General features: G+C 70.3%; 25 protein-coding genes. 20 read left to right on the forward strand and 5 right to left on the reverse strand.

Annotated elements, in window-relative coordinates; all coding sequences use genetic code 11:
* The first annotated feature begins 35 nt into the window (after window positions 1-35).
* The 17 genes from rpmE (at window position 36) to OG562_RS29370 (ending at window position 15,450) form a co-directional block, all read left to right on the forward strand.
* Window positions 36-260 carry a 50S ribosomal protein L31 gene (gene rpmE / locus OG562_RS29290; RefSeq protein ID WP_189919687.1) on the forward strand — a complete coding sequence of 75 codons (225 nt, stop codon included), beginning with the start codon at window positions 36-38 and terminating at the stop codon, window positions 258-260.
* A 106-nt stretch (window positions 261-366) separates the two neighbouring features.
* Window positions 367-1,443: a peptide chain release factor 1 gene (prfA, locus tag OG562_RS29295; RefSeq protein ID WP_266403055.1), complete on the forward strand. Its 1,077-nt coding sequence runs from the start codon at window positions 367-369 to the stop codon at window positions 1,441-1,443.
* Between the two features lie 87 nt (window positions 1,444-1,530).
* Window positions 1,531-2,370: a peptide chain release factor N(5)-glutamine methyltransferase gene (prmC, locus tag OG562_RS29300; protein WP_266409603.1), complete on the forward strand. Its 840-nt coding sequence runs from the start codon at window positions 1,531-1,533 to the stop codon at window positions 2,368-2,370.
* A 52-nt stretch (window positions 2,371-2,422) separates the two neighbouring features.
* Complete coding sequence (locus OG562_RS29305; RefSeq protein WP_266403058.1) at window positions 2,423-3,070, forward strand: L-threonylcarbamoyladenylate synthase; 648 nt, start codon at window positions 2,423-2,425, stop codon at window positions 3,068-3,070.
* A complete protein-coding gene (locus OG562_RS29310; protein ID WP_266403060.1) occupies window positions 3,067-3,744 on the forward strand; it encodes a protein-tyrosine-phosphatase in 678 nt (225 codons plus the stop codon). The genes OG562_RS29305 and OG562_RS29310 overlap by 4 nt, the downstream gene beginning before the upstream one ends.
* Window positions 3,745-3,985: 241 nt before the next feature.
* Window positions 3,986-5,224: a serine hydroxymethyltransferase gene (gene glyA / locus OG562_RS29315; RefSeq protein ID WP_266403062.1), complete on the forward strand. Its 1,239-nt coding sequence runs from the start codon at window positions 3,986-3,988 to the stop codon at window positions 5,222-5,224.
* 129 nt (window positions 5,225-5,353) lie between these two features.
* Window positions 5,354-6,715 (forward strand): MraY family glycosyltransferase, encoded by a 1,362-nt coding sequence (locus OG562_RS29320; RefSeq protein ID WP_266403065.1) that lies wholly within the window; start codon window positions 5,354-5,356, stop codon window positions 6,713-6,715.
* A gap of 311 nt (window positions 6,716-7,026) precedes the next feature.
* Window positions 7,027-7,461 (forward strand): hypothetical protein, encoded by a 435-nt coding sequence (locus tag OG562_RS29325; RefSeq protein ID WP_266403067.1) that lies wholly within the window; start codon window positions 7,027-7,029, stop codon window positions 7,459-7,461.
* A gap of 210 nt (window positions 7,462-7,671) precedes the next feature.
* Window positions 7,672-8,508, forward strand: coding sequence for a F0F1 ATP synthase subunit A (gene atpB / locus OG562_RS29330; RefSeq protein WP_266403069.1), 837 nt, complete (start codon window positions 7,672-7,674; stop codon window positions 8,506-8,508).
* Between the two features lie 74 nt (window positions 8,509-8,582).
* Window positions 8,583-8,831: an ATP synthase subunit C gene (locus OG562_RS29335; RefSeq protein ID WP_030008695.1), complete on the forward strand. Its 249-nt coding sequence runs from the start codon at window positions 8,583-8,585 to the stop codon at window positions 8,829-8,831.
* Window positions 8,832-8,872: 41 nt separating this feature from the next.
* A complete protein-coding gene (locus OG562_RS29340) occupies window positions 8,873-9,427 on the forward strand; it encodes a F0F1 ATP synthase subunit B (protein WP_266403072.1) in 555 nt (184 codons plus the stop codon).
* Window positions 9,424-10,239 carry a F0F1 ATP synthase subunit delta gene (locus OG562_RS29345; protein ID WP_266403073.1) on the forward strand — a complete coding sequence of 272 codons (816 nt, stop codon included), beginning with the start codon at window positions 9,424-9,426 and terminating at the stop codon, window positions 10,237-10,239. The genes OG562_RS29340 and OG562_RS29345 overlap by 4 nt, the downstream gene beginning before the upstream one ends.
* Before the next feature lie 139 nt (window positions 10,240-10,378).
* Window positions 10,379-11,968 carry a F0F1 ATP synthase subunit alpha gene (gene atpA / locus OG562_RS29350; RefSeq protein ID WP_266403075.1) on the forward strand — a complete coding sequence of 530 codons (1,590 nt, stop codon included), beginning with the start codon at window positions 10,379-10,381 and terminating at the stop codon, window positions 11,966-11,968.
* A gap of 20 nt (window positions 11,969-11,988) precedes the next feature.
* Window positions 11,989-12,906 carry a F0F1 ATP synthase subunit gamma gene (locus OG562_RS29355; RefSeq protein ID WP_266403077.1) on the forward strand — a complete coding sequence of 306 codons (918 nt, stop codon included), beginning with the start codon at window positions 11,989-11,991 and terminating at the stop codon, window positions 12,904-12,906.
* Window positions 12,906-14,342, forward strand: a complete 1,437-nt coding sequence (gene atpD, locus OG562_RS29360; RefSeq protein WP_266403079.1) for a F0F1 ATP synthase subunit beta — start codon at window positions 12,906-12,908, stop codon at window positions 14,340-14,342. Before OG562_RS29355 ends, atpD begins: the two co-directional genes overlap by 1 nt.
* Window positions 14,343-14,485: 143 nt before the next feature.
* Window positions 14,486-14,860 carry a F0F1 ATP synthase subunit epsilon gene (locus tag OG562_RS29365; RefSeq protein ID WP_266403081.1) on the forward strand — a complete coding sequence of 125 codons (375 nt, stop codon included), beginning with the start codon at window positions 14,486-14,488 and terminating at the stop codon, window positions 14,858-14,860.
* Window positions 14,861-15,003: 143 nt separating this feature from the next.
* Window positions 15,004-15,450, forward strand: coding sequence for a DUF2550 domain-containing protein (locus tag OG562_RS29370; protein ID WP_266403083.1), 447 nt, complete (start codon window positions 15,004-15,006; stop codon window positions 15,448-15,450).
* 71 nt (window positions 15,451-15,521) lie between these two features.
* Here the strand turns inward: OG562_RS29370 and OG562_RS29375 are convergent, their stop codons facing one another.
* The 3 genes from OG562_RS29375 to OG562_RS29385 form a co-directional block, all read right to left on the reverse strand.
* Window positions 15,522-17,345 (reverse strand): glycoside hydrolase family 18 chitinase, encoded by a 1,824-nt coding sequence (locus OG562_RS29375; protein ID WP_266403085.1) that lies wholly within the window; start codon window positions 17,343-17,345, stop codon window positions 15,522-15,524.
* A 119-nt stretch (window positions 17,346-17,464) separates the two neighbouring features.
* A complete protein-coding gene (locus tag OG562_RS29380) occupies window positions 17,465-18,106 on the reverse strand; it encodes a response regulator transcription factor (protein ID WP_266403087.1) in 642 nt (213 codons plus the stop codon).
* Complete coding sequence (locus tag OG562_RS29385) at window positions 18,103-19,284, reverse strand: sensor histidine kinase (protein ID WP_266403089.1); 1,182 nt, start codon at window positions 19,282-19,284, stop codon at window positions 18,103-18,105. The genes OG562_RS29380 and OG562_RS29385 overlap by 4 nt, the downstream gene beginning before the upstream one ends.
* A gap of 163 nt (window positions 19,285-19,447) precedes the next feature.
* Between OG562_RS29385 and OG562_RS29390 the strand changes: the two genes are divergently transcribed.
* A complete protein-coding gene (locus tag OG562_RS29390) occupies window positions 19,448-20,029 on the forward strand; it encodes a hypothetical protein (protein WP_266403090.1) in 582 nt (193 codons plus the stop codon).
* Window positions 20,030-20,144: 115 nt separating this feature from the next.
* Here OG562_RS29390 and OG562_RS29395 read toward each other — a convergent pair whose 3' ends face one another.
* Complete coding sequence (locus OG562_RS29395) at window positions 20,145-20,717, reverse strand: cob(I)yrinic acid a,c-diamide adenosyltransferase (RefSeq protein WP_266403092.1); 573 nt, start codon at window positions 20,715-20,717, stop codon at window positions 20,145-20,147.
* 396 nt (window positions 20,718-21,113) lie between these two features.
* On the opposite strand from OG562_RS29395, the gene OG562_RS29400 reads away from it, so the two are divergent.
* Both OG562_RS29400 and OG562_RS29405 read left to right on the forward strand, forming a co-directional pair.
* Window positions 21,114-21,437 (forward strand): STAS domain-containing protein, encoded by a 324-nt coding sequence (locus tag OG562_RS29400; RefSeq protein ID WP_266403094.1) that lies wholly within the window; start codon window positions 21,114-21,116, stop codon window positions 21,435-21,437.
* A 243-nt stretch (window positions 21,438-21,680) separates the two neighbouring features.
* On the forward strand, window positions 21,681-24,245 hold the full coding sequence (locus tag OG562_RS29405) for an ATP-binding protein (RefSeq protein WP_266403097.1): 2,565 nt from the start codon (window positions 21,681-21,683) through the stop codon (window positions 24,243-24,245).
* A 108-nt stretch (window positions 24,246-24,353) separates the two neighbouring features.
* Here the strand turns inward: OG562_RS29405 and nucS are convergent, their stop codons facing one another.
* Complete coding sequence (gene nucS, locus OG562_RS29410; RefSeq protein WP_266403100.1) at window positions 24,354-25,025, reverse strand: endonuclease NucS; 672 nt, start codon at window positions 25,023-25,025, stop codon at window positions 24,354-24,356.
* Window positions 25,026-25,077: the final 52 nt, after the last annotated feature.

Below are 25,077 nucleotides of genomic sequence, written 5' to 3' on the forward strand. Positions count from 1 at the left end.
AACGACCCGGCGCCCTCCCGAAACTAGGAGACACCTTGAAGCGCGACATCCACCCCGAGTACGTCGAGACGCAGGTCAGCTGCACCTGTGGCGCGTCGTTCACCACCCGTAGCACGATCGAGAGCGGTTCCATCCGCGCCGACGTCTGCTCCGAGTGCCACCCGTTCTACACGGGCAAGCAGAAGATCCTCGACACCGGTGGCCGTGTGGCCCGCTTCGAGGCCCGCTTCGGCAAGGCCGCCGCAGGCTCCAAGAAGTAGCGAGCCCCATTTCGCCGGTCCACGGTCGTGTCCCCGCCCAGGGGCACGCCGGGACCGGCGTTTTTGGTCGCCCGCCTTCCCCCACGTACGTCATCAGGAGCCCACCATGTTCGAGGCCGTCGAGGAACTGCTCGGTGAGCACGCCGACCTGGAGAAGAAGCTCGCCGACCCGTCGGTCCACTCCGACCAGGCCAACGCGCGCAAGCTGAACAAGCGCTACGCCGAGCTCACCCCGATCGTCGCCACGTACCGCTCCTGGAAGCAGACCGGGGACGACATCGAGACCGCGCGTGAGTTCGCCGCCGACGACCCCGACTTCGCGGCCGAGGCCAAGGTGCTCGAGAAGAAGCGCGAGGGACTGACCGAGAAGCTGCGGCTGCTCCTCGTCCCGCGCGACCCGAGCGACGACAAGGACGTCATCCTCGAGATCAAGGCGGGCGCGGGCGGCGACGAGTCCGCGCTGTTCGCCGGCGACCTGCTGCGCATGTACCTGCGCTACGCCGAGCGCGTCGGCTGGAAGACCGAGATCATCGACTCCACCGAGTCCGAGCTGGGCGGCTACAAGGACGTCCAGGTCGCCGTGAAGACCAAGGGCGGCCAGGGGGCGACCGAGCCCGGGCAGGGCGTGTGGGCGCGGCTGAAGTACGAGGGCGGGGTGCACCGCGTGCAGCGCGTGCCGTCGACCGAGTCGCAGGGGCGCATCCACACCTCCGCGGCCGGTGTGCTGGTCACGCCGGAGGCCGAGGAGGTCGACGTGGAGATCCACGCCAACGACCTGCGCATCGACGTGTACCGCTCCTCGGGACCGGGCGGACAGTCCGTCAACACCACCGACTCCGCCGTGCGCATCACGCACATTCCCACCGGAGTCGTCGCCTCCTGCCAGAACGAGAAGAGCCAGCTGCAGAACAAGGAGCAGGCGATGCGTATCCTGCGCTCCAGGCTGCTCGCAGCGGCGCAGGAGGAAGCGGAGCGGGAGGCCGCCGACGCCCGGCGCAGCCAGGTCCGCACCGTCGACCGCTCCGAGAAGATCCGCACGTACAACTTCCCGGAGAACCGCATCTCGGACCACCGCGTGGGCTTCAAGTCGTACAACCTGGACCAGGTCCTGGACGGCGACCTCGACGCGGTGATCCAGGCCTGCGTCGACGCGGACTCGGCCGCCAAGCTGGCAGCCGCGTAAGCGTGTAGGACGTACGCACGACCGAGTACGACACGGAGGACTTGCGTGCAGCAATCATTTGGGGGGCGACCCCCGAACCCCCGCGGGCTGCTGCTCGCTGAGGTAGCTCAGGCCACCCAGCGGCTGGCCGACGCCGGCGTGCCCTCGCCGCGCAACGACGCGGAGGAGCTCGCCGCGTTCGTGCACGGTGTGAAGCGCGGTGAACTCCACTCCGTGAAGGACTCCGACTTCGACGCCCGTTACTGGGAGACCATCGCCCGGCGCGAGCAGCGCGAGCCGCTGCAGCACATCACCGGGCGGGCCTTCTTCCGGTATCTGGAGCTCCAGGTCGGCCCCGGAGTCTTCGTCCCGCGCCCCGAGACGGAGTCCGTGGTCGGCTGGGCCATAGACGCCGTGCGCGCCATGGACGTCGTCGAGCCGCGCATCGTCGACCTGTGCACCGGCAGCGGCGCGATCGCGCTCGCCCTCGCCCAGGAGGTCCCGCGTTCCCGGGTGCACGCCGTGGAGCTGTCCGAGGACGCCCTCAAGTGGACCCGCAAGAACATGGAGGGGTCCAGGGTCGACCTGCGCCAGGGCGACGCCCTGGACGCCTTCCGCGACCTCGACGGCCAGGTCGACCTGGTCGTCTCCAACCCCCCGTACATCCCGCTCACCGAGTGGGAGTACGTCGCCCCCGAGGCCCGGGACTACGACCCCGAACTCGCCCTGTTCTCAGGGGAGGACGGCCTCGACCTGATCCGCGGCATCGAACGCACCGCGCACCGGCTCCTGCGCCCCGGCGGCGTCGTCGTCATCGAGCACGCCGACACCCAGGGCGGCCAGGTGCCGTGGATCTTCACCGAGGAGCGGGGCTGGGCCGACGCGGCCGACCACCCCGACCTGAACAACCGCCCGCGCTTCGCCACCGCCCGCAGGGCGATGCCGTGAGCGCGACCCCGACTTCAGTCCGGCAGTACGTGCACGAGGAGGCCCGCTAGACATGGCACGGCGATACGACACCAATGACGCGACCGACCGCGTGACCGGTCTGCGCGAGGCCGCGTCCGCCGTCCGCCGTGGCGAGCTCGTGGTCCTGCCGACCGACACGGTGTACGGCATCGGCGCGGACGCGTTCTCCTCGGAGGCCGTCGCCGACCTGCTGGACGCCAAGGGCCGGGGCCGCAACATGCCCACGCCCGTGCTCATCGGCTCCCCGAACACCCTGCACGGCCTTGTCACGGACTTCTCCGAGCTGGCCTGGGAGCTGGTCGACGCGTTCTGGCCGGGCGCCCTCACCCTTGTCGCCAAGCACCAGCCGTCCCTGCAGTGGGATCTCGGGGACACCCGTGGCACGGTCGCCGTACGCATGCCCCTGCACCCCGTCGCCATCGAGCTGCTGACCGAGATCGGCCCGATGGCGGTGTCCTCGGCGAACCTGACGGGTCACCCCGCGCCGGAGAACTGCGACTACGCCCAGGAGATGCTCGGCGACTCCGTGTCCGTCTACCTCGACGGCGGCCCGACCCCCGGCAACGTCCCCTCCTCGATCGTCGACGTCAGCCGTGAGGTGCCGTTGCTGCTGCGGGCGGGCGCGATCTCCGCGGACGAGCTGCGGAAGGTCGTACCCGACCTCGAGGTGGCGAATTGACAGCCCCTGACGCGGGGCGTGGCATAGGCAACGGGGAACGTGCCGCGGAACAGACGACGACGTTCGGGTTTCCGCGCGACACCTTCCGCATCCTCCACGTCAGCACCGGCAACGTCTGCCGCTCGCCGATCACCGAGCGGCTGACCCGGCATTTCGTGTCGCAGCGGCTCGGGGTGCTGGGCGGCGGGCTGATCGTGGAGAGCGCGGGCACCTGGGGTCACGAGGGCGCGCCGATGGAGGCCAACGCGGAGACCGTGCTGGCCGACTTCGGCGCGGACGCCTCCGGCTTCACCGGCCGGGAGCTGCTCGACGAGCACGTCATCATGGCCGACCTGGTCCTGACCGCGACCCGCGACCACCGAGCCCAGGTCATCTCCATGGGCCACTCGGCGGGCCTGCGCACCTTCACGCTGAAGGAGTTCACCCGCCTGGTGAACGCGATCGACCCGGCCACGCTCCCTCCCCTGGAGGAGGGCGTGGTCATGCGCGCCCGCGCCCTGGTCCGCGCGGCAGCGGCCCTACGAGGCTGGCTCCTGGCCCCCACCGCAGAAGCGGACGAGGTCTACGACCCCTACGGCGCCCCCCTCCCGTTCTTCCGCTCGATCGGCGACGAGATACACCAGGCGCTGGATCCCGTCGTCACGGCGCTGACGGGCGTGCCGGCACGGGCTTGACGATCGGCGTCGGCCGGCAGCCGGTGGACGGAGTCCGCCGCGGCGGCCCGTGGCCCGGGGGGCCCGCCGGGGCCGAGCGGTGCGAGGGGCGCGTCAGGGAATGGGGGCCCGTCGTCACGGCGCTGACGGGCGTGCCCGCACGGGCGTGACCGGCCGTGCCCGCAAGGGCCTAGCAGCCGGGCAGGCCGGGCGTCCCGGGCCTACATTGGACGTACGTCATCGTCGACGCCCGGAGTCCGTCATGTCGGTCACCCATGTCCCAGAGGCCGATGTCCTGCGTCGGCAGGATCCCGAGCTGGCCGAGATCCTGCTGGGGGAGCGGGTGCGGCAGGCGACGACGTTGCAGTTGATCGCCGCCGAGAACTTCACCTCGCCGGCCGTGCTGGCCGCGCTCGGCTCGCCGCTCGCCAACAAGTACGCGGAGGGCTATCCCGGCGCCCGTCACCACGGCGGCTGCGAGATCGTCGACGTCGCCGAGCGCATCGCCGTGGACCGGGCGAAGGCCCTGTTCGGGGCCGAGCACGCCAACGTACAGGCGCATTCGGGGTCGTCGGCCGTGCTCGCCGCGTATGCCGCGCTGCTGCGGCCCGGCGACACCGTCCTCGCGCTCGGGCTGCCCTACGGCGGTCATCTCACGCACGGGTCGCCCGCCAACTTCTCCGGCCGCTGGTTCGACTTCGTGCCGTACGGGGTGGACGCGGAGACCGGGCTGGTCGACTACGAGCAGGTGCGCGTGCTGGCCCGTGCCCACCGGCCCAAGGCGATCGTGTGCGGGTCCATCGCCTACCCCCGCCACCTCGACTACGCCTTCTTCCGCGAGGTAGCCGACGAGGTGGGCGCGTATCTGATCGCCGACGCCGCCCACCCCGTCGGGCTCGTCGCCGGGGGAGCGGCGCCCAGCCCGGTGCCGTACGCCGACGTCGTCTGCGCCACCACGCACAAGGTGCTGCGCGGGCCGCGCGGCGGGATGATCCTGTGCGGCGGAGAGCTGGCGGAACGGGTCGACCGGGCCGTTTTCCCGTTCACCCAGGGCGGCGCGCAGATGCACACCATCGCCGCGAAGGCGGTCGCGTTCGGCGAGGCGGCAACGCCGGCGTTCACCGTGTACGCCCATCAGGTGGTCGCCAATGCGAGGGTTCTGGCGGCCTGTCTCGAGGCGGAGGGGCTGGCCGTCGTCACCGGGGGCACCGACACCCATCTGATCGTCGTGGATCCCGCGCCCCTGGGCGCCGACGGACGCGGCGCGCGGGGGCTGCTCGCGGCCGCGGGCCTGGTCCTCGACTGCTGCGCGCTCCCGCATGCCGACGCCCGTGGCCTGCGTCTGGGCACGGCCGCGGTGACCACGCAGGGCATGGGCGAGCAGGAGATGGCCCGGATCGCCAAGCTGCTGGCGCGGGTGGTGCGGGGGGAGATCGACGGCAGGCGGGGCCGGGAGGAGGCACGGGAACTGGCCATGGCCTTTCCGCCGTATCCCGGGTGAAAGGGGGCAGCCGCACCTGTGTACACAGCCACACGTGCAACCATCGTGGCTACCCGGATGTCCCCAACCATATGCGGCCGTCGCTAGGGTGTGGGGCTGAGATGGCCAGCGAGACCTGTGGGGAAGCCCGTGCGTGAATACCTGCTGACGCTCTGCATCACGGCCGCGGTGACGTATCTGCTGACAGGGCCGGTGCGGAAGTTCGCGATCGTGGCCGGAGCGATGCCGGAGATCAGGGCCCGTGACGTGCACCGGGAACCCACTCCGCGGCTCGGCGGGATCGCGATGTTCTTCGGACTGTGCGCGGGCCTGCTGGTCGCGGACCACCTGACGAACCTCAACGAGGTCTTCGAGAAGTCGAACGAGCCGCGCGCGCTGCTCTCCGGGGCCGCGCTGATCTGGCTGATCGGCGTCCTGGACGACAAGTTCGAGATCGACGCCCTGATCAAGCTGGGCGGCCAGATGATCGCCGCCGGTGTGATGGTGATGCAGGGTCTGACGATCCTGTGGCTGCCCGTCCCGCTCGTCGGCACGGTCGCGCTGACCCAGTGGCAGGGCACCCTGCTGACGGTGGCGCTGGTCGTCATCACGATCAACGCGGTCAACTTCGTGGACGGCCTCGACGGCCTCGCCGCCGGCATGGTGTGCATCGCCTCGACCGCGTTCTTCATGTACGCCTACCGCATCTGGTACTCGTACGGCATCGAGGCCGCCGCTCCGGCGACGCTGTTCGCGGCGATCCTGATGGGCATGTGCCTGGGCTTTCTGCCGCACAACATGCATCCGGCGCGGATCTTCATGGGCGACTCGGGCTCGATGCTGATCGGGCTGGTGCTGGCCGCGGGCGCGATCTCGGTCACGGGCCAGGTCGACCCGGATCTGATGAACCTGTACACGAACTCCGAGCGCAGTTCGGTGCACCAGATGGTGCCGGTCTACATCCCGCTGGTGATGCCGCTGACGATCATCGCGATCCCGGCCGCCGACCTGATCCTGGCGATCGTCCGCCGGACCTGGCGCGGTCAGTCGCCGTTCGCCGCGGACCGCGGGCACCTGCACCACCGGCTGCTGGAGATCGGCCACTCGCACAGCCGCGCGGTGCTGATCATGTACTTCTGGTCGGCGCTGATCGCGTTCGGCACGCTCACCTACTCCGTCAACGCGGGCGCCATGTGGATCGTCCTCGGGGTCGTGATCCTCAGCGCGATCGGGCTGGTGCTGCTTCTGCTGCCGCGCTTCACGCCGCGCGCCCCGCGCTGGGCGGAGGCCTTCGTGCCGCCGCGCTACCGCCGCCGCAAGGCCGTCGCGGCCGTCGTCGAGGAGCCCGCGTCCGTGGAGACGCCCGCCGTCGCCGCCGTCGCCTCCGTCGCCGAAGGGGAGTCCGGGGAGGCCGGTCCGTTGCCGCGCACGCCGGTCCCGGCCGGTGTCTCAGGGGTCTCAGGGGTCAACGGAGCGACTGCCGTGGGCCCTCGCTCCCGGTCGGCAAGGTAAGAATCTGACTAGAGCATTGCCAACTCGTGGGAGAGTGCTGGGCGGGCAAAGCTCCCCAATACCAGACAACCCGACCCGGTTTCTGCACAGACGCGCACTCTCACTCTCATGTGTGACAGTGGGCACACCAACCAGGTAAAGACCTCATCAAATAGTTTGTGATACGGTTCACGAGAACCCCGGATAGAGCCGAAGGACCGTAGTGCGACGGTCCCTTGGTGTGAGGTGGGCGTGAGGTCTTCGCCCCTCCGGCCGGGGCTACGCTCGTCCATGACGACACCCCTGCCCCCATTGAAAGCGGAGTTGCCGCCATGCCGTCCAACGACGTCCGGATCCTGGCCCAGGCCGCCGTGCCCACTGTCGCCGTCGGTGCGATCACCGCCGTCATCGCCGGTGTGGTCGCGGGCGGCAAGGGAGCCGTCGGAGCCGTGGTCGCGACGGTCGTGGTGATCGCCTTCATGGGACTCGGGCTCTACGTTCTGCAGCGCACCGCCAAAACGCTTCCGCAGCTTTTCCAGGCCATGGGTCTGATGCTCTACGCGGCGCAACTCCTGTTGCTGTTCATCTTCATGGCAGCTTTCAAGAACACGACGCTGTTCAACCCCCGGGCTTTCGCCATCACGCTCGTCGTCGCCACCCTCGCGTGGATCGGCGCACAGACGCGTGCGCACATGAAGGCCAAGATCCTCTACGTCGAGCCCGAATCGACGGGCAGCAAGCCCGAAAAATCGGGGCACTCGTCGTGAGGGGTAGGGCCGCGATAAAGACGTCTGAGATCTCCTGCTATCGTCCGGTGCCAACTGCGGCATCGCGGGCGCGGGCATCCGAGCTGACGCCTGCTCAATCGCGAGGCGAGATGCCCCCACGCCGCCCCCACATCCGAACCACCAGTCCCGTGCCGAATCGCGGCCGTACGCCGCGCCGACACAACGAGGTTGCCGTACCTATGCGCCACGATGAAGGAGCCCGCGGTGAGTGCTGACCCGACACAGGTGCTCGCGTTCGAGACCGACTGCCACCTGTTCGACGGTTGTGGCTTCCCGGCTCCGGGCCTGCACTCGTTCCTGTTCGAGCCGCTCCTCGGCGACGCGGACGGCAACTCGTACTTCAACAAGACGATGCTGCTGGCGCTGCTCGGCTCGGTCATCGTCGTCGGCTTCTTCTGGGCCGCCTTCGCTCGTCCGAAGGTCGTCCCGGGCAAGCTCCAGATGGTCGCCGAAGCCGGCTACGACTTCATCCGCCGCGGCGTCGTCTACGAGACCATCGGCAAGAAGGAAGGCGAGAAGTACGTACCACTGATCGTCTCGCTCTTCTTCTTCGTCTGGATGATGAACCTCTGGTCGATCATCCCGATCGCCCAGTTCCCGGTCACCGCGATCATCTCCTACCCCGCGGTCCTCGCCGGCATCGTCTACATCCTGTGGGTCTCCCTGACCTTCAAGCGCCAGGGCTTCGTCGGCGCCTGGAAGAACTTCACCGGCTACGACAAGTCCCTCGGCGGCGTCCTCCCGCTGTCGATGACGATCGAGCTGTTCTCGAACCTCCTCGTGCGGCCCTTCACCCACGCCGTCCGACTCTTCGCGAACATGTTCGCCGGCCACACACTCCTGCTGCTCTTCACGATCGCCAGCTGGTACATGCTGAACGGCATCGGCATCGCCTACTCCGCCGTCTCGTTCGTGATGGTCCTCGTGATGACGGCCTTCGAGCTCTTCATCCAGGCCGTGCAGGCGTACGTCTTCGTCCTGCTGACCTGCAGCTTCATCCAGGGCGCGCTCGCCGAGCACCACTGAGCCAGCCCGACCCCCACCCAAAGACATCCGGTGGCCAACCCCCACCGGTCATTGAAAGCAAAGGAAGAACCGGCATGTCCGCTCTCCAGACCCTTGCAGCCGGCGTCGAGATCAAGGGCAACCTCGGCTCGATCGGCTACGGCCTCGCGGCGATCGGCCCGGGCGTCGGCGTCGGCATCATCTTCGGTAACGGCACCCAGGCGCTCGCCCGCCAGCCCGAAGCGGCCGGCCTGATCCGCGCCAACCAGATCCTCGGCTTCGCCTTCTGTGAGGCGCTGGCCCTGATCGGTCTGGTCATGCCGTTCGTTTACCCGACCTCCTGACCTGATCCGTCGGACCGCTCCTTTCGACGAAAGGCACTGATATGAGCCCCCTGGTTCAGCTGGCGGCTGAGGAAGCGGAAAACCCGCTCATCCCGCCGATTCCGGAGCTCGTGATCGGCCTGATCGCCTTCGTCATCGTCTTCGGCATCCTCGCCAAGAAGCTCCTCCCGAACATCAACAAGGTTCTGGAAGAGCGTCGCGAGAACATCGAAGGCGGTATCGAGAAGGCGGAGGCCCTTCAGCAAGAGGCCCAGAGCGTTCTTGAGCAGTACAAGGCTCAGCTCGCCGAGGCCCGCCACGAGGCCGCGCGTCTGCGCCAGGAGGCGCAGGAGCAGGGCGCCACGCTCATCGCCGAGATGCGCGCGGAAGGCCAGCGGCAGCGCGAGGAGATCGTCGCGGCCGGTCACAGCCAGATCGAGGCCGACCGCAAGGCCGCCTCGTCCGCGCTGCGGCAGGACGTCGGCAAGCTCGCCACCGATCTGGCCGGCAAGCTCGTCGGCGAGTCCCTCGAGGACCACGCCCGGCAGAGCCGCGTGATCGACCGCTTCCTCGACGAGCTCGACGACAAGGCGACGAAGGCCGAGGCCACGCGATGAACGGCGCGAGCCGCGACGCCCTGGCCGCCGGACGCGAGCGTCTCGACGCGCTCACGGACTCCACGTCCGTGGACGCGGCGCAGCTCGCAGGCGAACTGGCCGCCGTCACCGCGCTGCTCAACCGCGAGGTGTCCCTGCGCCGGGTCCTCACCGACCCGGCGCAGGCCGGCGAGGCCAAGGCCGAGCTGGCCCAGCGCCTGCTCGGCGCCCAGCTCGGCGGCGAGACCGTCGACCTGGTGTCCGGCCTGGTGCGTTCCCGCTGGTCGCAGTCGCGCGACCTGGTGGACGCCCTGGAGGAGCTGGCGAACGCCGCCGACCTCACCGCCGCGCAGCGGGCCGGCCGGCTCGACAGCGTGGAGGACGAGCTGTTCCGCTTCGGGCGGATCGTCTCCTCCAGCACCGAGCTGCGCGCCGCACTGACCGACCGGAAGGCCACCGCCTCGGCCAAGAGCGAGCTGCTGCACAGCCTGCTCGGCGGCCGGGCCGACGCGGCCACCGAGCGTCTGGTGACGCGCCTTGTGACCGCGCCGCGAGGACGTAGCCTGGAAGCGGGACTCGAGTCCCTGTCCAAGCTCGCCGCCGAGCGTCGGGACCGTTTCGTGGCCGTCGTCACCTCGGCCGTGCCGCTGAGCGACGGGCAGAAGCAGCGCCTCGGCGCCGCCCTCGCCAAGCTCTACGGCCGCCAGATGCACCTCAACCTCGACGTGGACCCCGCGGTCCTCGGCGGGATCCGGGTGCAGGTCGGCGACGAGGTGATCAACGGCTCCCTCGCGGACCGCATCGAGGACGCCGGCCGCCGCATGGCGAGCTAGCGCCGACTCGAGACCGGCAGCAACTCAAGACCGCACGACGTACATGACGGCCCTGGTTGGGCCGTGCAGAAGAATCCTGGGGGTCGCCCCCAGACCCCCTAAGAAACTTCGGGCCCAACAAGGAGAGCAGGGAACCCAGATGGCGGAGCTCACGATCCGGCCGGAGGAGATCCGGGACGCGCTGGAGAACTTTGTCCAGTCGTACAAGCCGGACGCGGCCTCGCGCGAGGAGGTCGGTACGGTCACCCTTGCAGGCGATGGCATCGCGAAGGTCGAGGGTCTCCCCTCGGCCATGGCCAACGAACTGCTGCGGTTCGAGGACGGCACCCTCGGCCTCGCGCTCAACCTCGAAGAGCGCGAGATCGGTACCGTCATCCTCGGCGAGTTCAGCGGCGTCGAGGAGGGCCAGCCGGTCACCCGCACGGGAGAGGTCCTGTCCGTCGCCGTCGGCGAGGGCTACCTCGGCCGTGTCGTCGACCCGCTCGGCAACCCGATCGACGGCCTCGGCGAGATCGAGACGTCCGGCCGCCGTGCCCTGGAGCTGCAGGCTCCCGGTGTCATGGCCCGTAAGTCGGTGCACGAGCCGATGGAGACCGGCTACAAGGCCGTCGACGCGATGACCCCGGTCGGCCGCGGCCAGCGTCAGCTGATCATCGGTGACCGCCAGACCGGCAAGACCGCCCTGGCCGTCGACACGATCATCAACCAGCGCGACAACTGGCGCTCCGGCGACGTGAACAAGCAGGTCCGCTGCGTCTACGTCGCCATCGGTCAGAAGGGCTCGACCATCGCCTCCGTGCGTGGCGCCCTCGAAGAGGCCGGCGCGCTGGAGTACACGACCATCGTCGCCGCCCCGGCGTCCGACCCGGCCGGCTTCAAGTACCTGGCGCCGTACACCGGTTCGGCCATCGGTCAGCAGTGGATGTACGAGGGCAAGCACGTCCTCATCATCTTCGACGACCTCTCGAAGCAGGCCGACGCCTACCGCGCCGTGTCGCTGCTGCTGCGCCGTCCGCCGGGCCGCGAGGCCTACCCGGGCGACGTCTTCTACCTGCACTCCCGTCTGCTGGAGCGTTGCGCGAAGCTCTCCGACGACCTGGGCGCCGGCTCGATGACCGGTCTGCCGATCGTCGAGACGAAGGCCAACGACGTCTCGGCGTTCATCCCGACCAACGTCATCTCCATCACCGACGGCCAGTGCTTCCTGGAGTCGGACCTGTTCAACGCCGGTCAGCGCCCCGCGCTGAACGTCGGCATCTCCGTCTCCCGAGTCGGTGGTTCCGCGCAGCACAAGGCGATGAAGCAGGTCTCCGGCCGTCTCCGCCTCGACCTGGCCCAGTACCGTGAGCTGGAGGCGTTCGCCGCCTTCGGTTCCGACCTGGACGCGGCGTCGAAGTCGCAGCTGGAGCGCGGTCAGCGCCTGGTCGAGCTGCTCAAGCAGGCTCAGTACCAGCCGATGCCGACCGAGGACCAGGTCGTCTCCGTGTGGGCCGGCACCACCGGCCGGATGGACGATGTTCCGGTCGTCGACGTCCGCCGCTTCGAGAAGGAGCTGCTGGAGTACCTGCACCGCAAGGAGCAGGGCCTCATGACCTCCATCAAGGAGGGCGGCAAGATGTCGGACGACACCCTCACCGCCATTGCCGACGCGATCGCCGAGTTCAAGAAGCAGTTCGAGACCTCGGACGGCAAGCTTCTCGGCGAGGACGCCCCGGCCGCGGCCAAGTGACGTAAGGAAGGGACCGACTCATGGGAGCCCAGCTCCGGGTCTACAAGCGTCGCATCCGATCCGTCACCGCGACCAAGAAGATCACCAAGGCGATGGAGATGATCGCCGCCTCGCGCGTCGTCAAGGCGCAGCGCAAGGTGGCGGCCTCCGCGCCGTACGCGACCGAGCTCACCCGCGCGGTCACGGCGGTCGGCACCGGTTCGAACACCAAGCACCCGCTGACCACGGAGGCGGAGACGGCGACCCGTTCCGCGGTCCTGCTCCTCACGAGCGACCGCGGACTGGCCGGCGCCTTCAACTCCAACGCGATCAAGGCCGCCGAGCAGCTGACGGCGCGCCTCGAGGCGGAGGGCAAGGAGGTCGACACGTACATCGTCGGCCGCCGCGGTCTGGCCCACTACAACTTCCGCGAGCGCAAGGTCGTGGAGTCGTGGTCGGGCTTCACCGACGAGCCCACGTACGCGGACGCGAAGAAGGTCGCGGTTCCGCTGATCGAGGCCATCGAGAAGGAGACGGCGGACGGCGGGGTGGACGAACTCCACATCGTCTACACCGAGTTCGTCTCGATGATGACGCAGACGGCCACTGACAGCCGGCTGCTGCCCCTACGCCTCGAAGAGGTGGCGGAGGAGTCTCACCCCAAGGGCGAGATCCTTCCGCTGTACGACTTCGAGCCGTCGGCGGAGGACGTCCTCGACGCCCTGCTGCCGCGGTACGTCGAGAGCCGTATCTACAACGCGCTGCTGCAGTCGGCCGCCTCCAAGCACGCCGCCACGCGCCGCGCGATGAAGTCGGCCACCGACAACGCGGGAGACTTGATCAACACGCTCTCCCGCCTTGCCAACGCGGCCCGCCAGGCCGAAATCACCCAGGAAATCAGCGAGATCGTCGGTGGCTCCGCAGCCCTGGCCGACGCGACCGCGGGGAGTGACAGGTAATGACGACGACAGTTGAGACGGCCGTTGCCACGGGCCGCGTCGCCCGGGTCATCGGCCCGGTCGTCGACGTGGAATTCCCCGTCGACGCCATGCCGGAGATCTACAACGCCCTTCACGTCGAGGTCGCCGACCCGGCGAACGACGGCGAGAAGAAGACGCTGACCCTGGAGGTCGCCCAGCACCTGGGTGACGGCCTGGTCCGCACGATCTCGATGCAGCCCACCGACGGTCTGGTCCGCCAGGCCGCCGTCACCGACACCGGCACGGGCATCACCGTTCCGGTCGGCGACTTCACCAAGGGCAAGGTGTTCAACACCCTCGGTGAGGTGCTGAACGTCGACGAGAAGTACGAGGGCGAGCGCTGGTCCATCCACCGCAAGGCCCCGCGCTTCGACGAGCTCGAGTCGAAGACCGAGATGTTCGAGACCGGCGTCAAGGTCATCGACCTTCTCACCCCGTACGTCAAGGGTGGAAAGATCGGCCTGTTCGGCGGTGCCGGCGTCGGCAAGACGGTGCTCATCCAGGAGATGATCTACCGCGTCGCCAACAACCACGACGGTGTCTCCGTGTTCGCCGGTGTCGGCGAGCGCACCCGTGAGGGCAACGACCTCATCGAGGAGATGGCCGACTCGGGCGTCATCGACAAGACCGCGCTGGTCTTCGGTCAGATGGACGAGCCCCCGGGCACCCGTCTGCGCGTGGCCCTGGCCGGTCTGACCATGGCGGAGTACTTCCGCGATGTGCAGAAGCAGGACGTGCTGTTCTTCATCGACAACATCTTCCGCTTCACCCAGGCCGGTTCCGAGGTCTCGACCCTGCTCGGCCGTATGCCCTCCGCGGTGGGCTACCAGCCGAACCTGGCCGACGAGATGGGTCTCCTCCAGGAGCGCATCACCTCGACCCGTGGTCACTCGATCACCTCGATGCAGGCGATCTACGTCCCCGCGGACGACCTGACCGACCCGGCCCCGGCCACCACCTTCGCCCACCTCGACGCGACGACGGTTCTCTCCCGTCCGATCTCCGAGAAGGGCATCTACCCGGCCGTGGACCCGCTGGACTCCACGTCCCGCATCCTGGACCCGCGCTACATCGCGGCAGACCACTACAACACCGCCATGCGTGTCAAGACGGTGCTGCAGAAGTACAAGGACCTCCAGGACATCATCGCCATCCTCGGCATCGACGAGCTCGGCGAGGAGGACAAGCTCACCGTCCACCGCGCCCGTCGCGTGGAGCGCTTCCTGTCCCAGAACACCCACGTCGCCAAGCAGTTCACCGGCGTCGACGGGTCGGACGTGCCGCTGGACGAGTCGATCGTGGCCTTCAACGCGATCATCGACGGCGAGTACGACCACTTCCCGGAGCAGGCGTTCTTCCTGTGCGGTGGCATCGAGGACCTGAAGGCCAACGCCAAGGAGCTGGGCGTCTCCTGAACTCGGAACTTCGGGACTGAGGACCAGTTCTGAGCTTTGAGCTCGATGTGAGGGGGCGGGCGCGTCCCGCCCCCTCACTCACGCCCACTAGACTTGTAACCAACACCCGGCAGACCCGCCGGGTGGTGACCCGAGGAGCCACCTTGGCTGCTGAGCTGCACGTCGCGCTGGTCGCGGCCGACCGAGAGGTCTGGTCCGGCGAGGCCACCCTGGTCGTCGCGCGCACCACGTCGGGCGACATCGGCGTCATGCCCGGTCACCAGCCGCTGCTCGGTGTGCTGGAGTCGGGCCCGGTGACCATCCGTACGAGTGAGGGTGGAACGGTCGTCGCCGCGGTGCACGGCGGTTTCATCTCGTTCGCGGACAACAAGCTGTCGCTGCTGGCCGAGATCGCCGAGCTGTCGGACGAGATCGACGTCCAGCGCGCGGAGCGCGAGCTCGAGCGCGCGAAGGCGGAGGGCGATGCCGCCGCCGAGCGTCGAGCGGACGTACGACTGCGGGCGGCGACGTCGCGCTGAGACAAGCGCACGCTGCGATGACGTCACTCAGCCGCGGCCGGCACCGGAGCGATCCGGAGCCGACCGCGGCTGAGGCAGATATGGATGTTTTTTCCGTTCCGTTACCTATTTTCGGTACCTAGGAGACGAGGAGGTCGGTGTCGATGGTCCTCGCTCTGACTGTGTGCGGAATCGTCGTGGCCCTGGTGGCGCTGGGGCTGTTCGTCTTCGGTCTGCGCCGCAGACTCATCCAGCGCTCCGGCGGCACCTTCGACTGTTCGCTGCGCTGGGACGTCCCCGAGAAACCGGACCCCAGCGGCAAGGGCTGGAGCTACGGCGTCGCCCGCTACAACGGCGACCGCATCGAGTGGTACCGCGTCTTCTCCTACGCCTACCGTCCGCGCCGCGTCCTGGAACGCGCCTCGATCGAGGTGGCCGGCCGCCGCCTCCCCGAGGGCGAGGAGGAGCTGGCGCTGCTCTCCGACGCGGTGGTCCTCGTCTGTCTGCACCGGGGCACGCGTCTCGAACTCGCGATGAGCGAAGACGCGCTGACCGGTTTCCTCGCGTGGCTGGAGGCAGCCCCGCCCGGACAGCGAGTGAATGTGGCGTAGCCGCATTCACTCTCCCCCGGACGAAGTGCGGTCCGGAGGAGAGTGAACATCGCTCAACTAGCCGAACTGGCTTACGACAGGCCGCTGTTGATGGCGGTCACCAGCTCTCCGTTGCTGGTGTCGCCGCTGAACTCCCAGAAGAACGCGCCGCCCAGGCCCTGGGTCTTGGCCCAGGCCATCTTCGTGCCGATGGTGGCCGGGGTGTCGTAGGACCACCAGTTGCTGCCGCACTTCGCGTACGCCGTGCCGGCGATCGTGCCGGTGGCGGGGCAGGACGTCTTGAGGACCTTGTAGTCCTCGATGCCCTGCTCGTAGGTGCCCGGCGCGGGCCCGGTGGCCGTGCCGCCCGGGGCGTCCTGGGTGACGCCGGTCCAGCCGCGGCCGTAGAAGCCGATGCCGATGAGCAGCTTGCTCGCGGGGACGCCCTTCGACTTGAACTTGGCGATCGCGTCGGCCGTGGTGAAGCCGGGCGTCGGGATGCCGCTGTAGGTGGTGAGCGGGGAGTGCGGGGCGGTCGGGCCGTCCGCGTCGAAGGCGCCGAAGAAGTCGTACGTCATCACGTTGTACCAGTCGACGTACTGGGCCGCGCCCGCGTAGTCGGCGGCGTCGATCTTGCCGCCGGAGGTGCCGTCCGCGGTGGTGGCGGCCGTGACCAGGTTGGCGGCGCCGAACTTGGCGCGCAGGGCGGACATCAGGTTCTTGTAGGCCGCGGCCCCGCTGGTGTCGCAGGACAGGCCGCAGGCGTTGGGGTACTCCCAGTCGATGTCGATGCCGTCGAAGACGTCGGCCCAGCGCGGGTCCTCGACCAGGTTGTAGCAGGACTGGGCGAACGCGGCCGGGTTGGCGGCGGCCTGCGCGAAGCCGCCGGACCAGGTCCAGCCGCCGAAGGACCACAGCACCTTGATGTTGGGGTACTTGGCCTTCAGCTGGCGCAGCTGGTTGAAGTTGCCGCGCAGCGGCTGGTCCCAGGTGTCGGCGACGCCGCTGACCGACTGGTCGGCGGTGAAGGCCTTGTCGTAGTCGGCGTAGGAGTCGCCGATCGCGCACTGGCCGTTCGTGACGTTGCCGAAGGCGTAGTTGATGTGTGTGATCTTCGCGGCGGAGCCGGACGTCACCAGGTTCTTGACCTGGTAGTTGCGGCCGTAGATGCCCCACTCGGTGAAGTAGCCGAGTTTCACCTTGTTTCCGGCGGGCGGGGGAGTGGTGGTGCCGCCGGTGGTGTGCACGGCGACCGCGCCGCTGACCGGTCCGGTCTGGTCGGCGGTGTCGCGGGCCTGGACGGTGTAGGAGTAGTCGGTCCCGGCGGTCAGACCGGTGTCCGTGTACGACGTCGTCGTCACCGTGGCGACCTTGGCGCCGTCGCGCAGCACGTCGTAGTTCTTGACGCCCTTGTCGTCGGTGGCGGCGGACCAGGTCAGTTTCACCGAGGTGTCGGTGATGCCCGAGGCGGTGGGGGTGCCGGGGGCGGACGGGGAGGCGTCGCCGGGGACCGTCGTGCCGTCGCAACTGTCGCCGTTGAGGCGGCAGTTGGCGGGGGAGCCGCTGCCCGCGCCGTTGAAGCCGAAGGAGACGGAGGCGCCGGGGGCGATCGAGCCGTTGTAGGACTTGTTCTTGGCGGTCCAGTGGGTGCCGGCGGAGGTGACGTCGGCGTCCCAGGCGGAGGTGACGGAGGTGCCGGAGGGGAAGTCCCACTCGACCGTCCAGGAGCTGATGGCGGCGGTGCCGGTGTTCTTCACCGTCCATCGGCCCTCGAAGCCGGTGCCCCAGTCGGAGGCCTTGGTGTAGGTGGCGGTGGCGGTCGTGGCGGCCTGGGCGGGGCTCGCGAGGCCGACCAGTCCGGCCAGCGGGAGCAACAGTGTCGCGAACCCTGCCGCGGCTCTGTGTCTGAAGCGCATCCTGCGCCTCCTCGGGGAGTCGGGGGGCGTGACTGAGCCTTCACACCCACAGTGCCGCGAGAATAGAAAGGTCTGGACCACGGGTCAATAGGTCTGGACCACTGCTCCTGTTTAAACCTCTAGACGCCCAACTCCTGTGCCAGAACGGCCGCTTGGACCCGACTGCGCAGCTCCAGCTTCCCGAGGAGCCGACTGACGTGGGTCTTCACCGTCGCCTCGGCCATGTCGAGACGCTCGGCGATCTCCGCGTTCGACAGCCCCTCCCCGAGACAGGCCAGCACCTCGCGCTCCCGCCGGGTGAGCGCGTCCAGCACGGCCGGATCGGTCCTCGGCCCCCGCACCGGCCGCGCGGCGAACTCGGCGATCAGCCGACGGGTCACCGCAGGGGCGATCATCCCCTCCCCGCCCGCCACAGTACGGACCGCCGCCAGCAGGTCCCGCGCCTCCGTGTGCTTCAGCAGAAACCCGGCCGCACCCGCGCGCAGCGCCCCGAACACATACGCGTCGAGATCGAAGGTGGTCAGCACCAGCACATCGGCGAGGCCCTCCTCGACGATCAGCCGGGTCGCCGACACCCCGTCCAGGCGGGGCATCTGAACGTCCATCAGCACCAGATCCGGCCGCACCTCCCGGGCCAGCGCCACCGCCTGCTCCCCGTCCCCCGCCTCGCCGACCACCTCGATGTCCGGCGCACTGCCCAGGATCAGGACGAGCCCGGCCCGCACGGCGGACTGGTCCTCGGCGACGACCACACGGATCACGTCAGATCTCCTTCGGCCAGCGGAAGCTCCGCCCGTACGGTCCACAGCGCGCCCTCGGGCCCGGCCCCGAAGACGCCGCCCAGCAGCGCCACCCGCTCCCGCATGCCGACCAGACCGGCCCCGGAACCGGGTGCCCGCGGCCCGTCCCGGTGGCCGTAGGGGCTGCTCACCCGGACGTCGAGCATGCCGTCGCGACGGGCGAGGCGCACGGTCACCCGGCCCGGGCGGGCGTGCTTGAGGGCGTTGGTCAGGGACTCCTGCACGATCCGGTAGACCGCGAGTTCGACGGGCGCGGGGACCCGGTCGACCCCGGTGCCGAGGGTGTCGAGACTGACGTCCAGACCGTTGGCGCGGGCGCCGTCGACCAGTGCGGGGAGGCCGTCGAGGGTGGGGGTCGCGGCGGGCTCCCGCTCCCCGCTGCCGTCGCGCAGGATGCCGATCAGCCGGCGCATCTCCGAGAGTCCCTCGACGCTGTTCTCCCGGATGGTCCTGAGCGCCTGCCGCGAGGTCGCCGGATCGTCGATGGACAGCGCGGCCGTGGAGTGAATGGCGATCGCCGACAGATGGTTGGCGACCATGTCGTGCAACTCCCGTGCCATCCGCGCCCGTTCGGCGACGACCGCCTGCGCGCGGTCCACCTCGGCCAGCAGCGCGGTCTGTTCGGCGCGCAGTCGGGCGGCCTCGGCGGCGTCACGGTGGTTGCGCACGATCCAGCCGGTGGCGGCGGGGCCGTACGCCACGATGCCGACGACCACGCCGATCAGCAGCGCCTCCGGCTCACGCCACACCGCGAACGGCGCCAGCGTCCCGGCCACCGTGAGCAGCCCGGTGATCCACTGGATGCGGCGGGCCGAGGCGAGCGGGCCGTACACGACGGCCGCGTACATCAGGTCGGTGAACATCAGGACCGTGGCCAGGTTGCCCTCGGTGAAGGTGTCCAGGACGACCGCGGCCGTACCCGTCAGCAGGGCCGTGCGCGGCGCGGACCGGCGCAGCAGCTCACAGCCTGCCGTCACCCAGAGCGCCGCCAGGATCGGCCAGGGGCCGTCGAGGAGCACGATCGGCTCGTCGGCCGGCCGGGTGCCGAGCCCGATGCCCACCAGCAGCAGCCCGCCGAGCAGCCCGCCGGTCGCGACGTACACGTCGAAGCGGTGCGGGCGGGGGAGGGTGACGGCCATGCCCTCCATCCAACACGCCCCGCGCACGGTCCGCCTGCTCCCCGGGTACGGTCCCGAACTGCATCTTTCGATGTACCGCGACGTACGGGGACTTCGTCATCGCCGACGACGAGACGCGCCGCGCGGCACGGGAGCCTGGGAGGGTGAGCGAGAGGAGCGAACCGTGATCGTCGGACTGATCGTCGCCTGCGAGGTGGCCTTCTGGGTGCTGCTGGCCGCCGGACTGGCCTTCCGGTACGTCTTCCGGATGCCGCGGCTGGGCCTCGCCCTGCTGCTGTGCGAGCCGCTGCTGGAGGTCGTGCTGTTCGCGGTCACCGCGATCGACCTCAGGAACGGCGCGGAGCCCGACTGGCGGCACGGTCTCGCGGCCGTCTACATCGGCTTCACCGTGGGCCTCGGCCACTCCACCGTCAGGTGGGCCGACGCCCGGGTCGCCCACCGCTTCGCCGGCGGGCCGCCGCCCGTCGGGCCCCCGAAGTACGGCACGGCCCGCGCCGTCCACGAGTGGAAGGTCGCGGGCCGCTGGATCCTCGCCGCGCTCGTCGCCCTCGCCCTGCTCCAGGCGGCCGCCTGGTACGTCGGCGGCGCAGGAGACGTCAGCTCGCTGCGCGCCTGGCAGCAGCGCATGCTGTGGGTGATGGGGATCAACGTCGTGATCGCCGCGAGCTACACCCTGTTCCCGAAGCGGGATTCCGAGCGAGGCAGGAAGCAGGAGCCGGAGCGGGAACAGGCCAAGATGCGTTAGCGCTCGCCGCTCGGGGACCCACAGGACGTCGCCGACCGCCTTGTTCGCCGTGCGGGCCGCAATGCTGTGCCGTCCGGGGGCGACCCCCGGGCCCCCGGCGGGAGGGTGGTCGTCGTCAGCGTTCGCCGCCGGGGACCCACAGGACGTCCCCGACCGCCTTGTTCGCCGTGCGGGCCAGAATGAACAGCAGGTCCGAGAGCCGGTTGAGGTAGGTCGCCGTGAGGGGGTTCATCGTCTCGCCGTGCGCCTCCAGCGCCGCCCAGGTGGAGCGTTCGGCCCGGCGGACGACCGTGCAGGCCTGGTGGAGCAGGGCCGCGCCCGGGGTGCCGCCGGGGAGGATGAACGACCGCAGCTTCTCCAGGCGCTCGTTGAAGCGGTCGCAGTCCGCCTCCAGCCGGTCGACGTAGAACTGCTCGACCCGCAGCGGCGGGAACTCCGGGTTCTGCACCACGGGCGCCGACAGGTCCGCGCCCACGTCGAACAGGTCGTTCTGCACCCGGGTCAGGACCTTGACGATCTCCTCGTCCAGCGCGCCCAGCGCGAGGGCCGTGCCGAGCACCGCGTTCGCCTCGTTGGCGTCGGCGTACGCGGCGATCCGGAGGTCGGTCTTGGCGACCCGGCTCATGTCGCCTAGAGCGGTGGTGCCCTGGTCGCCGGTCCTGGTGTAGATGCGCGTCAGATTGACCATGCGGCCAATCTAGACCTTCAGGGTGGGGTCAATCGGGGTGAAAGCGGACGTAATTGAGGACGTGACCGGTGTCTCACCCCCTGAGACGTGAAACGCGTTACTAAGCGGTCACACACCGCCTCGGGCCCGCTAGTGTCCCGGCCAGAGTCAGGCGGAGGGTACCGCGAACGATGCGCCGGATGGTTGACGCCGGTGACATCGGACGCCTGAGCGGGCAGGGCTTTTCCAGGCGCTGAAACCGCACAGGTCCCAGTGGCCTCACCCCTGCGGGTGAATTCGGTATCGGTTCGCTCACAGACGGCAACCTCCGGCCGTGTCATGCAGTCAGAGGATGCAACACCCGGACAACCGGACACACAGCGCGGAGCACGAGACACGCACGCCTAGGGGAGCGCTATGCACATCAGGGGCGACCACGCCGAGCTGGTCGTCGGGGGCCGCCTCGACGTCCGCAGCGCGGCGGACGCCCGTACGGTCCTGCACACGGCCGTCGACGACGGAGCCGGCGACCTGGTGCTCGACCTGTCCGAGCTGGACTCCTGGGACGCCACCGGACTCGGCGTCATCATGGGCGTCCACCGGCGGGCCGGCCGCTGCGGCCGCCGCCTGGTGCTGCGCGACGTACCGCCGCAGATGCAACGCCTGCTGGTGGCCACCCGGCTGCACCGGATCCTGGCGATCGAGGGCGGCATCGGAGTGGAATCCCTCCCTCGGGTCTGAGGCGACGACCTGCGACCTGCGACGAAACGTTCCACGGGGGCACGGTGCGCGCAATCCTCACCGGACTGTGACGTCTCGGGCGGCGCGGCACCCCGGGCTGTCGTAGATACTGTGCGAAGGTTTACGGTTCGTCTGCCCGCCGCCCGCAGCCCTCGAGCGGGCACCGGACCAGAAGCGACAGCGCAGTGTGCAGCACGGCCGGGAGGGGCTACCGCCACACGACGCTTTTGGGGGGCTTGACCTATGGACCCGAACGCCCGGGGACCCGAGGAGTACGGCCATGACGGCGACGGCGGCAACGCGCCGCGCCCGCGCCCGTCCAGGGACCCCCTCACCCCCGACTTCGGACAGCACACGCCGGCTCTGGCCCGCACGGTGCGACTCGTCGCCGGCGATCATCTGCTCACGGTCAACCCCGTCGACGGCAGCGAGATCGAGCTCTGCCCGCCCACCCAGCGGCCCGAGAGCCCCGCCAAGCGCACGCCCGAGCAGCGGGCCGAGGCCGAGCGCGCCGCCCGCCCGCCGTCCCCCGCCGGACCCGGCCGCCGCACGCCCCCGCTGCTGGGCCGCCAGGACGAGCGCGAACAGCTCGTCCGGCTCCTCGCCCGCGGCCGCTCCGTCCGCCTCACCGGCCCCGCCGGATCCGGCCGCACCAGCCTCCTCGACCTCGTCGCCGAGGACTGCGAGGACCTCGCCCCCGACGGCGTCGTCCGCCTCACCGGCTTCCGCCGCACCACGGCCGACCTGCTGCACGCCCTCTTCCACGCCGTCTACGACGCCGACCTGCACCGCCCCGCCGACGAGGAGCTGGCGGCCCTGGTCCGAGAGATCGGCGCGGTCGTCGTCGTCGACGACCTCGACCTCGGCGGCGCCGCCCTCGACGTCCTGCTGGACGCGACGCCCGAGTGCGCCTTCCTGCTCGGCGCGACCCCCGACACCCCGTCGCCCTCCGCCGACTCCGCCGTCGAGGAGGTCGTCCTCACCGGACTGGAGCGCGCGGGCGGCGTCGAGGTCATCGAACGCGTCGTCGACCGCTCCCTCACCGAGGAGGAGGCCAACTGGGCCGGCGACCTCTGGTTCGAGTCCGAGGGCCTGCCGCTGAGGTTCGTCCAGGCCGGCGCCCTGCTGCTGCAGCGCGACCGACTGCGCGCCGACGCCGACGCGGTCGACGAGTTCGGCGTCTTCGAGGACGCCCGCCCCTTCACCGCACCGGCCGCCGCCGGAGCCGGCGAGGCCGAGGAGATACCCCTGCCCTCGCTCGGCGAGGCCGCCGCGCCCGCCCCGCTGCTCGCCGCCCGCCTCAGCGCCTCGGCCCGCGCCACCCTGCGCTTCGCCGTCGCCCTCGACGGCGAGGTCCCGCACCAGGCCCATCTGCCCGCCCTGGTCGGCGACACCCACGCCGACGCGGCCCTCGGCGAGCTCGTCGACTGCGGGCTCGTCTCCCCGGTCGGCGCCCGCTACCGGCTCGCCGCGGGCGTCCAGACCCAGCTGGCGGCCGCCGGATACGGCGACGACGCCGAGGCCCGCGTCCAGTCCGCCGCCCAGCACTACGCCTGGTGGGCCGGACACCCCTCGGTCACCCCCGACCGGGTCTCCGCGGAGGCCGACGCGATCCTCGCCGCCCTGGCGGTCATCGTCCCGGCCACGACCCCGTCCACCGAGAACTCAGGCGGCTCCGGAAAGCCCGGGAACCCGGGGAACCTCGGGAGCGGAGAGAACGCCGAGGACACGGGGAGCCTCTCCGTCCAGCTGGCCCGCACCGCCGCGCCCGCGTTCGCCGGGGGACTGCACTGGAGCGCCTGGGAGACCGCCCTGCACGAGGGCGCGGAGGCCTCCCGGCTCGCCGGGGAGACCGCCGACCGGGCCTACTTCCACCACGAACTGGGCGTCCTCGCGCTCTGCGCCGGCGATCTCGACCGGGCCCGCTCCGAGCTGGAGGCCTCCCTCGACCTGCGCGCCGCCCTCGCCGACAAGCGGGGCGCCATCGCGGGCCGCCGCGCCCTCGCGCTGGTCGCCGACGCTTCGGGCGACGTGCCCGGACCGGCCGAGGCGACGGCCGGCGAGGAGGTGCCCGAGGCCCGCCACGAGGAGTCGGCGTCGCCGCCGCGCGGCATCACCGCGGCGCTGCCGACGTTCGCGCCGGACGCCGAGACCGTCGTCGCCGCCCGGCCCGTAGCCCCGGCGGCCCACCACGGCCGGGGCGGCATCCGAGGCTTCGCCCGGCGCAACCTCGTCGCCGTCGGCGCGGGCGCGCTCCTCGTCGCCGTGCTCGGCACCGTGGTGACCCTCGGCGCGACCTCCAACAACGACGCCAACGACCCCTCCGACCGGGTCAACGTCAACCCCTCCGCCAGCACCGGCCTCGACGACGGCGAGCTGGGCGCGGCCACCCCGGGCGCGGACACCGGCACCGGCGGCGCGGGCGGCACGACCAGCAGCCCCACGGATCCGGGTCCGGACGGGACGATGGGCACGTCGGACGACCCGACCCCGACGGCCTCTGCGACGCCGACGCAGGGGGCGAGCAGTTCGCCCACGTCGGGGAGCGGGGGGACGTCTCCGACGCCGACGCCGTCGTCGTCCGGCACGAGCTCGCACTCGCCGTCGCCGTCGCCGACCACGTCGCCCACCTCGGGCTCCGGCTCGGGCTCGCCGTCGCCCTCGGCATCCCCGTCCGGCACGTCCCCGACCCCCTCCGGCACCTCGACCTCGGCCAGCGGCCCCACGACCTCCAGCCCCGCCAGCTCGATCAGCTCCTCCCAGAGCACCGGCGCGGGCACACAGGGCACGCCGGACCAGGTGATCTGAGCCCCGAACAGCACGAAGGGCCGGGTTCCCGTCACAGGAACCCGGCCCTTCGTCGTCGTACAGCCGTCGAACAGCCGTCGAAAACAGCCGTCGAACGGTCCCCTCGGTTCAGAACAGCCGCAGCTTGTCGTCCTCGATGCCGCGCATCGCGTCGTAGTCCAGGACCTGGCAGCCGATGCCGCGGTCGGTGGCGAGGACGCGGGCCTGGGGCTTGATCTCCTGGGCGGCGAAGACGCCGCGGACCGGGGAGAGGTGGGGATCGCGGTTCAACAGCTCCAGGTAGCGCGTGAGTTGCTCCACGCCGTCGATCTCGCCGCGCCGCTTGATCTCCACCGCGACGGTCTGTCCGGCCGCGTCCCGGCACAGGATGTCCACGGGGCCGATGGCGGTCATGTACTCGCGGCGGATGAGGGTGTAGCCCTCGCCGAGGATCTCGATGCGGTCGGCGAGCAGCTCCTGGAGGTGCGCTTCCACGCCGTCCTTGATCAGGCCGGGATCGACGCCGAGTTCGTGCGACGAATCGTGGAGGATCTCCTCCATCGTGATGATGAGCTTCTCGCCCGCTTTGTTGACGACGGTCCAGACGCCGTCCTCGTCGCCCGTTCCCTCCTTCAGGGTGCAGGGCGGCGACATCCAGTTCAGGGGCTTGTAGGCCCGGTCGTCCGCGTGGATCGAGACGCTGCCGTCCGCCTTCACCAGGATGAGACGGGGGGCGGAGGGCAGGTGGGCGGTGAGCCGGCCGGCATAGTCGACGGAGCACCGGGCGATGACGAGACGCATGGGGCGCAACGCTATCCGACGCCCCACAGTGCACGCGATTCGCCCGCCCGTC

The sequence above is a fragment of the Streptomyces sp. NBC_01275 genome (assembly GCF_026340655.1).
Taxonomy (GTDB): domain Bacteria; phylum Actinomycetota; class Actinomycetes; order Streptomycetales; family Streptomycetaceae; genus Streptomyces.